General features: G+C 74.1%; 13 protein-coding genes. 7 read left to right on the forward strand and 6 right to left on the reverse strand.

What is annotated here, in order from left to right:
* The first annotated feature begins 188 nt into the window (after positions 1-188).
* Complete coding sequence (locus IE286_RS00075) at positions 189-641, forward strand: Crp/Fnr family transcriptional regulator (protein WP_189794450.1); 453 nt, start codon at positions 189-191, stop codon at positions 639-641.
* A 138-nt stretch (positions 642-779) separates the two neighbouring features.
* Here the strand turns inward: IE286_RS00075 and IE286_RS00080 are convergent, their stop codons facing one another.
* From IE286_RS00080 to IE286_RS00095, 4 genes are all read right to left on the reverse strand, one after another.
* A complete protein-coding gene (locus tag IE286_RS00080; protein WP_189794451.1) occupies positions 780-2,090 on the reverse strand; it encodes an MFS transporter in 1,311 nt (436 codons plus the stop codon).
* A 353-nt stretch (positions 2,091-2,443) separates the two neighbouring features.
* Entirely contained in the window at positions 2,444-2,893 is a 450-nt protein-coding gene (locus IE286_RS00085) for a DUF6098 family protein (protein WP_189794452.1), read from the reverse strand.
* A 208-nt stretch (positions 2,894-3,101) separates the two neighbouring features.
* Positions 3,102-4,775, reverse strand: a complete 1,674-nt coding sequence (locus IE286_RS00090; protein ID WP_189794453.1) for an FAD-binding dehydrogenase — start codon at positions 4,773-4,775, stop codon at positions 3,102-3,104.
* Positions 4,776-4,846: 71 nt separating this feature from the next.
* Complete coding sequence (locus IE286_RS00095; RefSeq protein ID WP_189794454.1) at positions 4,847-5,494, reverse strand: TetR/AcrR family transcriptional regulator; 648 nt, start codon at positions 5,492-5,494, stop codon at positions 4,847-4,849.
* A 149-nt stretch (positions 5,495-5,643) separates the two neighbouring features.
* Between IE286_RS00095 and IE286_RS00100 the strand changes: the two genes are divergently transcribed.
* The 4 genes from IE286_RS00100 to IE286_RS00115 all read left to right on the forward strand — a co-directional run bounded on the left by IE286_RS00100 (position 5,644) and on the right by IE286_RS00115 (position 8,468).
* Positions 5,644-6,276 carry an alpha-ketoglutarate-dependent dioxygenase AlkB gene (locus IE286_RS00100; RefSeq protein WP_189794455.1) on the forward strand — a complete coding sequence of 211 codons (633 nt, stop codon included), beginning with the start codon at positions 5,644-5,646 and terminating at the stop codon, positions 6,274-6,276.
* Between the two features lie 186 nt (positions 6,277-6,462).
* Positions 6,463-6,831, forward strand: coding sequence for a hypothetical protein (locus IE286_RS00105; protein ID WP_189794456.1), 369 nt, complete (start codon positions 6,463-6,465; stop codon positions 6,829-6,831).
* Positions 6,832-7,127: 296 nt separating this feature from the next.
* Positions 7,128-7,568, forward strand: coding sequence for a hypothetical protein (locus IE286_RS00110; RefSeq protein ID WP_189794457.1), 441 nt, complete (start codon positions 7,128-7,130; stop codon positions 7,566-7,568).
* Positions 7,569-7,712: 144 nt separating this feature from the next.
* A complete protein-coding gene (locus tag IE286_RS00115) occupies positions 7,713-8,468 on the forward strand; it encodes an MBL fold metallo-hydrolase (RefSeq protein ID WP_189794458.1) in 756 nt (251 codons plus the stop codon).
* 96 nt (positions 8,469-8,564) lie between these two features.
* On the opposite strand, the gene IE286_RS00120 is transcribed toward IE286_RS00115, so the two are convergent.
* On the reverse strand, positions 8,565-9,434 hold the full coding sequence (locus IE286_RS00120) for a universal stress protein (protein WP_189794459.1): 870 nt from the start codon (positions 9,432-9,434) through the stop codon (positions 8,565-8,567).
* A 160-nt stretch (positions 9,435-9,594) separates the two neighbouring features.
* Positions 9,595-11,394, reverse strand: coding sequence for a M4 family metallopeptidase (locus IE286_RS00125; RefSeq protein ID WP_189794460.1), 1,800 nt, complete (start codon positions 11,392-11,394; stop codon positions 9,595-9,597).
* A gap of 412 nt (positions 11,395-11,806) precedes the next feature.
* On the opposite strand from IE286_RS00125, the gene IE286_RS00130 reads away from it, so the two are divergent.
* Positions 11,807-12,766 (forward strand): threonine/serine dehydratase family protein, encoded by a 960-nt coding sequence (locus IE286_RS00130; protein WP_189794461.1) that lies wholly within the window; start codon positions 11,807-11,809, stop codon positions 12,764-12,766.
* A gap of 125 nt (positions 12,767-12,891) precedes the next feature.
* The gene (locus IE286_RS00135; RefSeq protein ID WP_189794462.1) at positions 12,892-13,863 is read left to right on the forward strand and encodes an LLM class F420-dependent oxidoreductase; all 972 of its coding nucleotides are present in this window, start codon (positions 12,892-12,894) and stop codon (positions 13,861-13,863) included.
* Positions 13,864-13,871 lie beyond the last annotated feature (8 nt).

Below are 13,871 nucleotides of genomic sequence, written 5' to 3' on the forward strand. Positions count from 1 at the left end.
AGCCAGGGCTCTTTCATGCCCGCACGCCCCTGCTCCCCCGGCGCCGTGACGGCGGCCGGGGCGGGCGGCCGCCGTCCTCCCGGTGTCCCGCACGGTGTCCGGTCCGCCGAGGTGCCCGCGCGGCGCGCAGACGCTGAAATGGGCGTAGGCACAAGCGGGAACCCATCGCCGGCGAGGAGCCCCGGGTCATGACCAAAGCGATCAAACTGCTCACCGCCCTCCCCCAGAAACAGCGCGAGCGCCTGCTGGAGCTGGCCCAGGAAGTGTCCTTCCCGGAGGACACCAGGATCTTCGAGGCGGGCGGCACGGCCGATCGCTTCTGGGTGATCCGCTCCGGCGCAGTGCACCTCGATCAGCAGGTCACGCCGCACCGCCGGATCACCGTGGCCACGCTCGGCGCGGGCGATCTGCTCGGCTGGTCGTGGCTGTTCCCGCCGTACGAATGGGATTTCGGGGCGGTGGCGTTCAGCCCGGTGCGCGCCTACGAGTTCGACGGGGCTGCGGTGCTGGCGCTGTGCGTGGAGGATCCGCTGCTCGGGCTGTCGCTGGTGCGGACCGTGGCGGAGATTCTCGCCCACCGGCTGGAGGTCACCCGGGGCCGGCTGCTGGAGCAGTACACGATGTTCCGGCGCGGCATATAGGCCACGCGGACCCGGTCCCGGCCCTGGGGACGCCGTCCGCGGCACAGGGGCGCGGCGTCAGGTGTGTCGGCGTCGGGCGTCAGGTGTGTCGGCGTCGGGCGTCAGGTGTGTCGGCGTCGGGCGTCAGGTGTGACGGCGTCAGATGCGATAGCGGCGCAGCGCCGGCACCGCCGCCGCCAGGCCCAGCATCAGCACCATGACCAGCACTCCGCCGCCGGCCACGGCGGCGCGGGGCCCGAAGGCGGAGCCGGCCGTGCCGTGCAGGACGTCGGCCAGACGGGGTCCGCCCGCGACGACGACGGTGAAGACGCCCTGCATCCGGCCGCGCATCTCGTCGGTGGCGGCGGACAGCAGGATCGCGCCGCGGAACACCATGGACACCATGTCGGCGACGCCGGCGAGGGCCAGGAACGCCACGGCGATCCACAGGTTGCGGCTCGCGCCGAAGCCGGCGACCGCCGCTCCCCACGCGGTCACCGCGCCGATGACCATCCATCCGTGCCGCCGGGCCCGGGAGAAGGTGCCGGAGAACAGCCCGCCGGCCACCGCGCCGATCGGGATGGCCGCGAACAGCAGGCCCAGTGCCAGCCCCTCGCCCCAGGGCGCGTACGTCTCGGCCGCGAGCTGCGGGAACAGTGCGCGGGGCATGCCGAACACCATGGCGATGATGTCGGCGAGGAAGGACAGCAGCAGCACCGTGTGCCCGGAGATGTAACGGAACCCGTCGGCGATCTCGCGCAGTCCCGCGCGGCGGGCGGCGGCTTCCGCCAGGGGCGGCAGCGGCGGCAGGCGCAGCACCGCCCACAGCGTGACGCACAGCGCCACGGCGTCGATGAGGTACAGCTCGGGCAGCCCGATCACCGGTATCAGCGCGCCGGCCAGCAACGGCCCGGCGACCAGGCCGGTTTGCGACACGGTGGAGCTGAGGGCGTTGGCCGCGGGCAGTTCCTCCTCCGGGACCAGCCGGGCGACGGAGGCGTTGCGGGCCGGTGAGTTCAGGCCGAAGAAGGCCTGCTGCAGGGCGAGCAGCACCATCAGCACCGCGACCGATTCCAGCCGGGTCACGGCCTGCACCCAGAACAGCAGCGAGGTCACGGCGATGCCGCTGTTGGTGACCAGCAGCAGCTTGCGGCGGTCCACGGTGTCGGCGACCGCGCCGCCCCACAGGGCGAACACCACCATCGGGACCAGGCCGGCGAGGCTCGCGTAGCCGACCCATGCCGAGGAACCGGTGATGTCGTAGATCTGCTTGGGGACGGCGACGGCCGTCAGCTGGCTGCCGATGGCGGTGACGACGGTGGAGGACCACAGCCGGCGGAAGGCCGGGATGCGCAGCGGTCGGGTGTCCATGGCCCAGCGGCGCCAGCCCCGCCGGGAGGTACCGGCCGGTTCCGGGCCGCTCTCGCTGCGCGGGGCGGTGTTCGTGTCGGTTGTCTCGCTGGTGTCCACGGGCTTCCTGTTGCTCGCTCCATCTTCTTTTCCGCTCAACTATCGCAGCAGGAAGCAGAGGCACAGAACCGGGTTCCGCCGACCGGGACGCCACGAGCGGGCGCGGACCCGCGGTGCGCGGCTGCTGCTGCGGGGCGGAAGCAGCCGAGGCGGCCGCCGAGAACTGTGCGGTGCGGATCCTTCGGAACAGCCGCTCCCGGAGCACACACGCTCCGGGATCACAGCCGCTCCCGCCGCACGGGCTCGCCGCACGGGCTCGCCGCACGGCCTCGCCGGCTTCGGCGGGTGAGCCGAGGGCCCGGGCGCGCGTCGAGGGCGCACGGCGCGGTGGCGGTCCGCGGGCGGCACGGCCCTCAGCGGCCGGAGCGGCGCAGGGTGCCCCAGTGCGCTTCCCGCCCGAGGACCGCGGCGCGTGCCTCCTCGATGACGCCGTCGTCGATCCAGCACATCGGTTCGACGTCGCCGACCAGCGGCTCGTTGTCGGGGCCGCGGCCGTGCACCCGGCCGCGCAGCACCCAGGGGCGTACGCCGGGGCCCTTGTCGTGCGGCAGGTGTGCGTAGTCGTACAGGCGGCGTGCCACCCACAGGTCGACGGACCGGCCCCGCCACCACTCCTCCACGTCGAGCGGGTTGGCCGACAGGCCCGGCATACGGACGCCGGTGAGTTCGTCGGTGCTGGACGTGGCGCGCAGGTCGGTCTGCGGGCCGCGCGACCAGCGGACGTACAGGCCCTGGTGCCGCTTCACGAGTGCGGCGAGGTCGGCCAGCGAGTGCACCACCCGCAGATCCTCCGATGCGCTCATCTCGTGCTCTCCCTCGTGCCACAGGCGCTCGAAGTACCCCTGTGGCACGGGTCGGAACCGCCGGGCCGGTGCGGCGGCCGCGTGGACGGGCCGTGCCGTGACCGGCCGCCGACGGGCGCGGGGCCGGTGCGGCCGTCGGGCACCACCCGCCCCGGTGGGCCGCGGGGCCCGGCGGACACCTGCCGCACGTCCCGCCGCCCGCGCCCGCTCAGGCCGTCTGACGTGCGGCCGCCCGGCCGGCCGCGCGGCCCGAGAACAGGCAGCCGCCGAGGAAGGTGCCTTCCAGGGCGTTGTATCCGTGGACGCCGCCCCCGCCGAAGCCGGCGACCTCGCCGGCCGCGTACAGGCCGTCCACGGGCTTGCCGTCGGTGCCCAGGGCCCGGGAGTCAAGGTCGGTCTGGATGCCGCCGAGGGTCTTGCGGGTGAGGATGTGCAGTTTCACACCGATGAGAGGGCCGGCCTCGGGGTCGAGGATGCGGTGCGGGGCGGCCACCCGGCCGAGGCGGTCGCCTATGTAGCGGCGGGCGTTGTGGATGCCCTGCACCTGGGTGTCCTTGCTGAAGGGGTTGGCGATCTGCAGGTCGCGGGCCTCGATCTGGCGCCGTACCTCGGCGGCGTCGAGCAGGGGCTCGTCGGTCAGCCGGTTCATCTTCTCGACCAGCCGCTCCAGGGTGTCCGCGATCACGAAGTCGGCGCCGTGCCGCAGGAAGTCCCGCACGGGGCCGGGGGCGCCCTTGCCGAGCAGCCGGTCGCGCAGCACGGCCTTGCGGTCCTTGGCGGTGATGTCGGGGTTCTGCTCGGAGCCCGACAGGGCGAACTCCTTCTCCACGATCCTGCGGGTCAGCACGAACCAGGAGTGGTCGTGGGCGGCGATGTCCTCGGTGGTGCGCAGGTGCCGCAGGGTGCTGAGCGTGTCGTAGCCGGGCAGGCACGGGTCGGGCAGCCGGCGCCCGAGCGCGTCGAGCCAGACGGAGGACGGGCCGGGCAGGATGCGGATGCCGTGGCCGGGCCAGACCGGGTTCCAGTTCCGCAGGCCCTCGGTGTAGTGCCACATGCGGTCGCGGTTGACCAGGCGGACACCGGCGGCGGCGCTGATGTCGAGCATCCGGCCGTCGACGTACGCCGGGACACCGGTGACCATCCGGGCCGGCGGGGTGCCCAGCCGCGCGGGCCAGTAGCGGCGCACCAGGTCGTGGTTGGCACCGATGCCGCCGGTGGTGACGATCACGGCCTGCGCGGTCAGCTCGAAGGTGCCGGTCTCGTCCCGGTTGGAGGCGACCCCGCGGGGGGAGTCGTCCGGGGCGAGCACCGTGCCGCGCACACCGCGCACCGCACCGCCTTCGACGACGAGTTCGTCCACCCGGTGCCGGTGGTGGAAGGTGAGCAGCCCGTCGCGGGCGGCCCGGCGGGCGTAGTCGGCGAACGGTGCGACGACGCCCGTGCCGGTGCCCCAGGCGATGTGGAAGCGGGGTACGGAGTTGCCGTGGCCGTTCGCCCTGAGGTCGCCGCGCTCGGCCCAGCCGACCGTGGGCAGCAGGGTGATGCCGTGCCGGTGCAGCCAGGACCGCTTCTCCCCCGCGGCCCACTCGACGTAGGCGCGGGCCCAGCGCACCGCCCAGGAGTCCTCGTCGCCGAGCCGGTCGAACTGTGCGCTGCCCTGCCAGTCGTTCCAGGCCAGTTCGAAGGAGTCCTTCACGCCCAGGCGGCGCTGCTCCGGGGAGTCGACGAGGAACAGCCCGCCGAACGACCAGTAGGCCTGGCCGCCCAGGTTGGCGGCGTTCTCCTGGTCGACGAGGGCGACCCGGCGGCCCCGGCTGGTCACCTCGTGCGCGGCGACCAGGCCCGCGAGACCGGCTCCGACGACGATGACGTCCGCGTCCATGGCGACCGTTCCCTTTCCCTTCCTCGGTCCTCGGTGGGTGTCGGCGATCCTCGGTCGGATGCCCGTGATGCTCAGTGGGGGTCCGCGCCGCCGGTGCCGCCGTCCGTGAGCAGCGCGGTGAGCAGCCGGCGGAGCCAGGCGCGGGCACCGTCGACGTCCTTGTCCAGCAGCAGCCGGGTGGTGACGCCGTCGTAGGCGGCGACGACGGCGTGGGCGGCGGTGCCGGCGTCGCCGAGCACGGCGGGCAGGGGGGTGCCGGCGCGGGCGAGGCGGTCCGCGATCGCCCGGCGCAGCCGCTCCCGGTGCTCCCCGAGGGCCCGGGCCACCTCGGGGCGGCGCGCCGCGTACGCCAGGAAGTCGGTCTTGACCAGCAGCCAGTCCACGTCGAGCAGCAGCACCTCGGTGACCCGGTCGACGGCGGTCCGGACATCGGGCCCCGGGGCGCCGTCCCCGGCGAGCGCCCCGGCCACCTGCCGGGCGATCAGCTCGGCGCGTTCCCGGTAGAGAGCGAAGAACAGGTCGTCCAGGGTGGCGAAGTTGGAGTAGAAGGCGCCCCTGCTGTAGCCGGCGGCCGCGCAGATCTCCTCGATCGGCACCCGGCCGAAGCCCCGGGCGGCGAACACCCGGAAAGCCGCTTCCAGGAGTCTGGCGCGCGTCTGGTCCCGGCGCCGGGTACGGCGCCGTCCCCCGTGGGACTCCTTCGCGCCGTCCACCGTCATGCCCGACCTCCGTTCGATACGCGAACGTATCGGATACAGCGGTGTACCGGAAGGGCCGGGGAGCACCGCATCACAAGACGGCCGGAGCACGGTCGGGGCCCCACTCCACAAAATGGAACAACTTTTCGATTCAGGGGTACGCTGTCCGTATGACCGCGCACCATCTGCAGGGCTCCCTGTTCGACCAGGGCGACGAGCCGCGGCTCGGCCCGCTGGACGGGCTGCGCCGCACCGACCTGGGCCTCGGCGCCTGGATCGACCTGCTTCCGGGATGGCTGGACGGCGCCGACGACCTGTTCGAGCAGCTGGCCGCCGAAGTGCCGTGGCGCGCGGAGCGCCGGGCGATGTACGACAACGTCGTGGCGGTCCCCCGGCTGCTCGCCTTCTACGGTGCCGGTGACACGCTGCCGCACCCGGTGCTCGCCGAGGCCCGCGACGCGCTGTCCGCGCACTACGCCGCCGAGCTGGGCGAGCCGTTCACCACGGCCGGGCTGTGCTACTACCGCGACGGCAGGGACAGCGTCTCCTGGCACGGAGACCGCATCGGCCGGGGCGCGCGCCAGGACACGATGGTCGCCATCCTCTCCGTGGGCGCTTCCCGTGACCTGCTGCTGCGGCCCGCCGGGGGCGGCGGCCCGACGCTGCGTCGCCCGCTGGGGCACGGCGACCTGATCGTCATGGGCGGCTCGTGCCAGCGCACCTGGGAACACTGCGTACCCAAGAGCGCACGGGCCACCGAACCGCGGATCAGCATCCAGTTCCGCCCGGCCGGGGTGCGCTGAGCCACGCGGCCGGCGGTCTGCCCCGTCGGCCGTCACCTGCGTCGTCCCGCTTCGCTCAGCTGCGTTTTCCCGATTCGCTCACCGGCCCGGAATGAAACCCGGTCCTCGCTTGTCAATCTCCACACCCCCAGGTATGGAGGAAGGAAAGGCGCCCCGTGGCCGGGACAGGACAGGAGGTGCTGGACAGTGATCACCGAGCTGGCTGTCGAACGCGTCGAGTTCACCTGCGGCTCATGCTGGCACCGCTGGAGCGTCGACTACGACGTCCAGCGCCGCGTGGACGAGCACGGTGACGAGTGGGAGCATTTCTCCCGCGACAACGAACCGGTGCCCTCCCCGTACACGCCCGAGGGCGCGCCCGCCTGCGAGTACTGCGGCCGGCGCTGGGTGGGCCACCTGGTCGCGCGCCGGCCCGTCCCGGTGTCCGACGACGCCGGCGCCTACCGCAGCCCGGTGCCCGCCGCGGGCAACCACCGCCCGGAGCGGCACACGGCGCCGATGCTGCACGCGACCGACCATCCGCAGCCACGAGCGGACGCACCGGCGTCCCCCTGAGCCTCGCGTGCGGACCCGGCCGGGACCGTGACGCCCGCCCTGTGGCCGGGTCCGGTCGTGCGCCTCGGTGCGCCGGCCGCCGCCCGGCACACCGGGGCGCATCCGGTCCTGGCCCGGTCCGCATGCACGCCTCCCGGCCGGCGCACGCGCCCCGGCGTGCCCCTTCCCGCCGTGTGCGGCCGCCGCGGGCCGGGAAGGCAGACCGCCGGGACGGCGAAGGACCGCCCGGCACAGGACCGCCCGGCGGGCGGGGACCGGCACAGGACCGCCCGGCCGGCAGGGAGGGGACGAGCACGATGGCACGGGGCAGATGCGGCGGCGCCGTGGCGGCGCTGGCGCTGGGTGCGGCGAGCGTCCTGGCCGGATGCGACGGCGAACGCCTGCCGGAAGCCGTACCCGCCACGGCGACGGCCTCCCGCGGCGCGACAGGAGCCGTGCCCGGCGGCGCCGGTGCGGACGACTGCTACGACGGCCGCTGCGAGATCGTCGTGACCGCACCGACCCGCATCCCTCTCGACGACCGGCTGGGCCTGGACACCCTGCACATCTCCCGTACCTCGGCGGACACGCTGCTGCTGCGGGCATCGGGCCCCGGCACGCAGCTGGCCACCTCGGTCGGCGAGGGCGGCACCGGCGTCCTCAACGGACTGGGTTTCCGGGTGAAGGACCTCAGCGGCACACGGGCCGTCGTCGTCCTCTTCCCGCACACGCGACAGGGCCTGCTCCCCCCGAGGTAGCCCCGAGGCAGCGGAGCGCGGCGCGGGCCGGCCCGGGGCCGCGGCCCGGATCCGTCCGACGCACCGCCGGCCTGCGGCGGGTTCCTGGGACGGGCATGGTTTGCTGTTCCGGTCAGGCAGACGTTCGCAGGCCGGGGAGAGTCGATGCAGACGGACGTGCAGCAGGTCGCCGACGGCACCTATCTGGTGCACGGCACGCACACCAACTGGGTGATCCTGACCGACGGCGACGCGGCCACGCTCATCGACACCGGGTATCCGGCCGACCGGGAGCAGCTGCTGGCCTCACTGGAGGCGGTGGGTGTCTCACCGCGGGCACTGACCGCCGTGCTGATCACCCATGCGCACAACGACCACCTCGGCTCCGCCGAGTATCTGCGTGCCGCGCACGGCGTCCCGGTGTATCTGCACGAGGCCGAGGTGCCCCACGCCCGGCGGGAGTTCCTGCACCAGGTGAAGATAGGTCAGGTGCTGCGCAACGGCTGGCGGCCGGGGGTGCTGCCGTGGGCCGTGCACGCGCTGCGGGTGGGCGGCACCGCGCACCTCCCGGTCGCCGCGCCCCAGGCGTTCCCCGGGCCGGGCCCGCTGGACATGCCCGGCCGGCCGGTGCCGGTGCACACCCCCGGGCACACCCTGGGGCACGTCGTCTTCCACCTGCCGGACAAGGGTGTGCTGATCACCGGTGACGCTCTGGTCAGCGGGCACGCCACCTCGCGGCTGCGCGGGCCGCAGCTGCTGCCGGGCATGTTCCACCACGAGCGTGACCGCGCGGTGACCTCGCTGGACGTCCTGGAGACGCTGGACGCCGACGTGCTGCTGCCCGGTCACGGTCCCGTGCACCACGGCCCGGCAGGGCAGGCCGCGCGGCGGGCGCGGGAGCACGCGCTGCGCAGGCACTGACCGCCGCCCCGCGCACTCGGGCGCACCCGCACCGCATCCGTCCCTCCTGCCCGCCGGTCCGGCCGGCCGTCGCGGAGGCGACGGCGTTGGGGCGGCTCAGCCGGGCGGGACGACGGCGACCGGGCAGGGCGCGTGGTGCAGCACCCCGTGCGCCACCGAGCCGATGCGCGCGCCCACCGCCGTCCGGCAGGCCCGCCGCCCGACGACCATCAGCTGGGCGTGCTCGGCCGCCGCCAGCAGCACCTGGCCCGCGCTGCCCATCTCCACGTGCTGGGTGACGGGCACGTGGGGGAACCGTTCCCGCCAGGGGCGCAGCGCCTGCTCGAGCGCCGTCCTCTCGAACGACTCGAGCCCGCCGACCTCGTCGAGCAGCTCCAGCGAGCCGGGGCTGTAGGCGAAGGCCGGCGGCAGCGTCCAGGCGCGGACCGCGCGGAGGCCGGCGCCACGGGCGGCGGCGGTCTCGAAGGCGAACCGCAGGGCCTGGGCGGTGTCGTCCGGGCCGCCCTGCTGGCCGACCACGATGTCCCGTCCGGCCGCCTCGGCGGCCGGGTCGTCGGCGCGGACCAGGACGACGGGCCGTGCGGCCTGGGCGATGACCTGCTGCCCGACCGAGCCGACGAGGAAGCCGACGAGAACTCCGTGGCCGCGCGAGCCGAGGACCAGCAGCTGTGCCTCGGCCGACGCGGCGGTCAGCACGTCCACGGCACGGCCCTCCGCGACCTCGCAGGTCACCTCCAGGCTGCGGTGGTGTTCGGTGACCTCGCGGACCACCTTGTCGATCATGTCGTGGACGCGCTGTTCCTGGGCGTCGCGGTCGCCGAGGTCGACGGCTTCGTGGACCTCGAAACGCCAGGCGTGCACCACGTGCAGCGGCAGCCGGCGGCGTTCCGCCTCGCGGGCCGCCCACGCCAGCGCTGCGCGGCTCTCGTTCGATCCGTCGACTCCTGCCGTGACCGGTGGTGCCATGGCGTCCGCCTTCCGTGGGGCGCGGTGGGCCGTGTGTGGCCCAGTGTTCCCCGCGCGGCGCGCCCCGGCGCGTCGTCACGCCGTGGCATCCGGCCGTACGGACGAGGATGCCCCGCCGGCGGGTGCGGGGCATCCGGGGTCCAGCGCGGACGGGAGTCCGTCAGAGACGGTTCTGCGGGGTGTTGGCGGCCGTGACATCGACCGCGGCCCAGGCCCGGTCCACGGCCTGGTACTCGGTGCCGTCCTGGCCGTAGAGGTCCCGCGCCGCCGCGAGCGTCGCCAGGCGCGCGTCGTGGAAGTCGGTCGTGGAAACCATGTAGCGGGTCAGCGCCCGGTAGAAGACGGCCGTGGCCTTGTCCCGTCCGATGCCCTGCACCGTCAGGTTCTGGTAGGTCGGCGAGTCGTAGGTGACGCCGCCGACGGTCTTGCGGCCGCTGCCCTCGGCGAGCAGGTAGAAGGCGTGCGAGGAGACACCGGAGCCCGCGTGCACCTCGGCGTCGTACACCGCCGGCGACCAGTAGTCGATCGTGCCTTCGAGCTTGTCGAGGGACGGGTGGTCCAGGCGGCGCAGGAAGGTCTGGGACAGGCCCAGCTTCTCGCCGACGAGGTAGTTCGGCGGGTTCGCCGGGTTGTCCGCGAAGAACTCCACGGCGGAGCCGAGGATGTCGGCCAGCGACTCGTTGAGCGCGCCGGGTTCGCCGTACTGGTTGCCGGCGGCGTCCACGCGGGTGGGCTGCAGCCCGGCGGTGGCGTCCACGACGCCGTGGGTCAGCTCGTGGCCCGTGACGTCGAGCGCGACCAGCGGCTTGGGGAACGTCACGCCGTCGCCGTCACCGTAGAGCATGCAGCCGCAGGCCGGGTCCCAGAAGGCGTTGGCGATGCGGTTGCCGAAGTGGACCATGCCCTGGGCGCCGCGGGAGTCGTTCTCGATGCCCTTGCGTCCGAAGGTCTTCTGGTAGAAGTCGAGCGTCTCGGTGATGCCCCACTGGGCGTCGACAGCGGCGGTGGTGCGGTCGGAGACGGTGCCGTTGCCCCAGGTGTTGGTGGCGTTGGTGATCGGCGTGCCGGTGGAGAAGTTCTCCGTCAGCCGGTTCTTCGCGTCCCGGGTCTCGGTGCCGTGGCGGGTGGGATCCTTCAGCAGGTAGCTGGAAGCACCGGTCTGGGTGGTGGTCAGCGGCACGGTGCCCACGAACAGGGACGTGCCGCTGCCGGCCGCGGTGCGCGGGTACGTCGCCACGGAGGAGGAGTACGGGACCGGGCGGCGGGCCCCGACGGTCAGGGGCGCGGTGTCCGGGCGCAGCGCCTGCCCGCTCGCGCGGAGCGTGTCGAGCAGCTTCGGTGACAGGAACTCGTCGCTGTCGGAGGTGGTGCTGCGCACCTTCCCGGTCACGGCGTCGACGACGACCGTGCGGGAGCCGGTGCCCGTGTCGCCGGCGCGGCCGGTGACGTGCACCTGGTAGGCGAGGGCCGAGGCACCACCCCGGGCGTCCACCACGAGCCGGGCGGTGCCGGCCTGCCCGCCGACCGCCGAGGCGGCCTCGGCGGCGGCCTGAGCGGGTGTCAGCCGAGCGGTGGTGGTGGCCGGTTCGACGGTGTGGTGGGCGGCTCGGGTGACGCCGGTGTAGGCGAGGTGGCGGTCGAGGTGGACGACGAGGTCGCCGCCGAGCACGGGCATGCCGTCGTGGCTGCGCTGGAAGCGGACGTGGCGGGCGCCCTCGGGGTCCAGCATCACGTCCTCGGCCCGCAGGGCGTCGCCCTTGCCGACACCGGTCGCCGAGGCGTGCGCGAAGGCGGCCGCGCGGGCGGCGTCCACCACCGCGGCGGCGGAGGTCCCGGCGGACGAGGCCGTGCGGGACGGCCCGGCGGCGGGGGCGGCCAGGGCCGTGCCGGTCAGACCCGTGGCGGTGGCCGTCGCCAGGACGACGGCCACCGCCACGTTGCGTATGTGTGCTCTGCGCACTCTTGAGAGTCCTTCTCTCCCTGGGGACGGCCGGCTCGGCAGGCCGTCCGGAGCGCATGGCGTCACTGCGCCATGGGGGCTGATCATGTGCCCCGGAGGATGCTGCCTGAGCAGTCATGGCCATGTAAAGCGCGGCGGGGCAACGTCTCACGTCCTGCCCCAGGTCGGCGTCCGCCCGCCCCGCCCGGCGACCGATGAGCGGCCACATGCTGACAGCGGTAAGAGAGTTGAGAGGACGGCATGGGGTTGCCCGCTGCGCATGTGACCCGCCGCACAGCTGAGGCAGGGCCCTCGCGGTCCCGTCACGGGGCCGGGAGGTGCCGGCGGTGAGTGGTGTTGACCGGCGGTGCGGAGCGGGGTGAGGGTCGGGGTGGCGCGGACCGTCTGCCCCGCGCCGGAAGGGTGAACATCCGTGATCGGCATCTCGGAGATCGAAGCCGCCGCCGGGCGGATCACCGGACACGTCGTGCGGACGCCGACCGTGCCCAGCCCGGGCCTGTCCGCGCTGCTCGGCGTCCCGGTGACCGCGAAACTGGAGCTGCTGCAGCGCACCGGTTCCTTCAAGGCGCGCGGTGCCGCGGCCAAGCTGCTGTCCCTGGACGAGGCGGAGCGGGCCGCGGGCGTGGTCGCGGTCAGCGGCGGCAACCACGGGATCGCGCTGGCGGTGATGGCGTCCGCGCTGGACGTGAAGGCCACCGTGGTGATGCCCCGCTCGGCGCCCGCCCGGTCCGTGGAGCTGGCTCAGGCGAGCGGGGCGACGGTGCGGCTGACCGAGAGCATGGACGAGGCGTTCGCGACGGCGGCCCGGCTGCGGGACGAGGGCCTCACCCTGGTCCACCCCTTCGACGACCCGGTGGTGGTCGCCGGGCAGGGCACCGTCGGCCTGGAGCTGGCGCAGGACGCCGGTGACCTCACCGATGTGCTCGTCAGCATCGGGGGCGGCGGCCTGATCTCGGGCGTCGCCGCGGCACTGCACGCGCTGCGGCCCGGGGTGCGGGTGTGGGGTGTGGAGACCGAGGGCGCCCAGGCGATGTCCGAGGCTCTGGCAGCGGGCGGCCCGGTCCCGGTGGCCGTCTCCTCGATCAGCACCACGCTGAGCGCGCCGGCCGTCTCGCAGCTGACCTACGACCATGTGGCGGCGCTGGTGGAGGACGTGCTGGTGGTCCCGGACCGGGACGCCGTCCAGGGGTGCCTGGACCTCGCCGAGCACGCCAAGGTGTGGGCCGAGCCCGCCGCGGGCTGTCTGCTGCCGGCGGCCCGCCGGGTGTGCGAGCGGGCCGGCGGCCGGGTACGGCTGGGTCTCGTGGTGTGCGGAGGCAACGCCACGACCGGGGACCTCATGGGCTGGGCCGAACGGTTCGGGCTGCGCTGACGACCGGGCCGGCCCCTGACGGGATCACCCCGGGCCCCGGCGGTGCCGCACCGCACCGGGGCCGGGTCGCCACGGTGTCGCACGTGCGCCGTTTCCGGTGCTCGGGGTGCGGGGACTCGGCGGCCATGGTGCGAATCGGATACACGATGATGACCGAGCAGGCCGGGCCGCGTGAGCTGGTCCAGCACGTGGTACGCGCCGAGGAGGTGAGTTTCGACTTCTCGGTCACCTCGGACCACTGCTTCCCGTGGCTGCGCTCGCAGGGGCACTCGCCGTACGCCTGGAGCGTCCTCGGGGCGGCCGCGCAGGCGACCTCACACATCCCGCTGATGACGTACGTGACCTGCCCGACGTTCCGGTATCACCCGGCGGTGGTGGCGCAGAAGGCGGCGACGGTGCAGCTGCTGTCCGAGGGCAGGTTCCGGCTGGGCCTCGGTGCGGGCGAGAACCTCAACGAGCACGTGGTCGGCGGCGGCTGGCCCGCGGTCGACGTCCGCCACGCGCGCCTGCGGGAGGCCGTGGAGATCATTCGCGCCCTGTTCCACGGCGGGCACGTCACCCGGCACGGGGAACATTTCGACGTGGAGTCGGCCAAGCTGTGGGACCTGCCCGACCAGCCGCCGCCCATCGGCATCGCGGTCTCCGGCGAGCAGTCGTGCGAGCTGGCCGGGCACCTGGCCGACCTGGTGATCGCCACCGAACCCAAGGCCGGCCTGGTGGAGTCCTTCGACCGGCACGGCGGGCAGGGCAAGCCGCGCGTGGGGCAGGTGCCGGTGTGCTACGACACCGACCGTGACGCGGCCGTCGCCCGCGCGCACGACCAGTTCCGCTGGTTCGGCTGCGGCTGGAAGGTGAACTCCGAGCTGCCGCACCCGGACTCCTTCGCGTCGGCCACCCAGTACGTCACGCCCGAGGACGTGGCCGAGTCGATCGCGTGCGGCGACGACCCGGAGGTCTTCGTGGAGGCGGTACGGCCGTTCGTGGAGGCCGGGTTCACGGAGGTGGCGCTGGTGCAGATCGGCGGCGAGGCGCAGGAGCCGTTCCTCGACTGGTCGGCGAAAACACTGCTGCCCGCGCTGCACGACGCCCTGGACTGACGCGGCCG

This window comes from Streptomyces thermodiastaticus (assembly GCF_014656135.1).
Taxonomy (GTDB): Bacteria; Actinomycetota; Actinomycetes; order Streptomycetales; family Streptomycetaceae; genus Streptomyces; species Streptomyces thermodiastaticus.

Bases quoted from the DNA above. Each gene is read 5' to 3' on its own strand.
- IE286_RS00075 (WP_189794450.1), top strand. From the start codon at position 189: ATGACCAAAGCGATCAAACTGCTCACCGCCCTCCCCCAGAAACAGCGC.
- IE286_RS00085 (WP_189794452.1), bottom strand. From the start codon at position 2,893: ATGAGCGCATCGGAGGATCTGCGGGTGGTGCACTCGCTGGCCGACCTC.
- IE286_RS00090 (WP_189794453.1), bottom strand. From the start codon at position 4,775: ATGGACGCGGACGTCATCGTCGTCGGAGCCGGTCTCGCGGGCCTGGTC.
- IE286_RS00095 (WP_189794454.1), bottom strand. From the start codon at position 5,494: ATGACGGTGGACGGCGCGAAGGAGTCCCACGGGGGACGGCGCCGTACC.
- IE286_RS00100 (WP_189794455.1), top strand. From the start codon at position 5,644: ATGACCGCGCACCATCTGCAGGGCTCCCTGTTCGACCAGGGCGACGAG.
- IE286_RS00110 (WP_189794457.1), top strand. From the start codon at position 7,128: ATGGCACGGGGCAGATGCGGCGGCGCCGTGGCGGCGCTGGCGCTGGGT.
- IE286_RS00115 (WP_189794458.1), top strand. From the start codon at position 7,713: ATGCAGACGGACGTGCAGCAGGTCGCCGACGGCACCTATCTGGTGCAC.
- IE286_RS00120 (WP_189794459.1), bottom strand. From the start codon at position 9,434: ATGGCACCACCGGTCACGGCAGGAGTCGACGGATCGAACGAGAGCCGC.
- IE286_RS00135 (WP_189794462.1), top strand. From the start codon at position 12,892: ATGGTGCGAATCGGATACACGATGATGACCGAGCAGGCCGGGCCGCGT.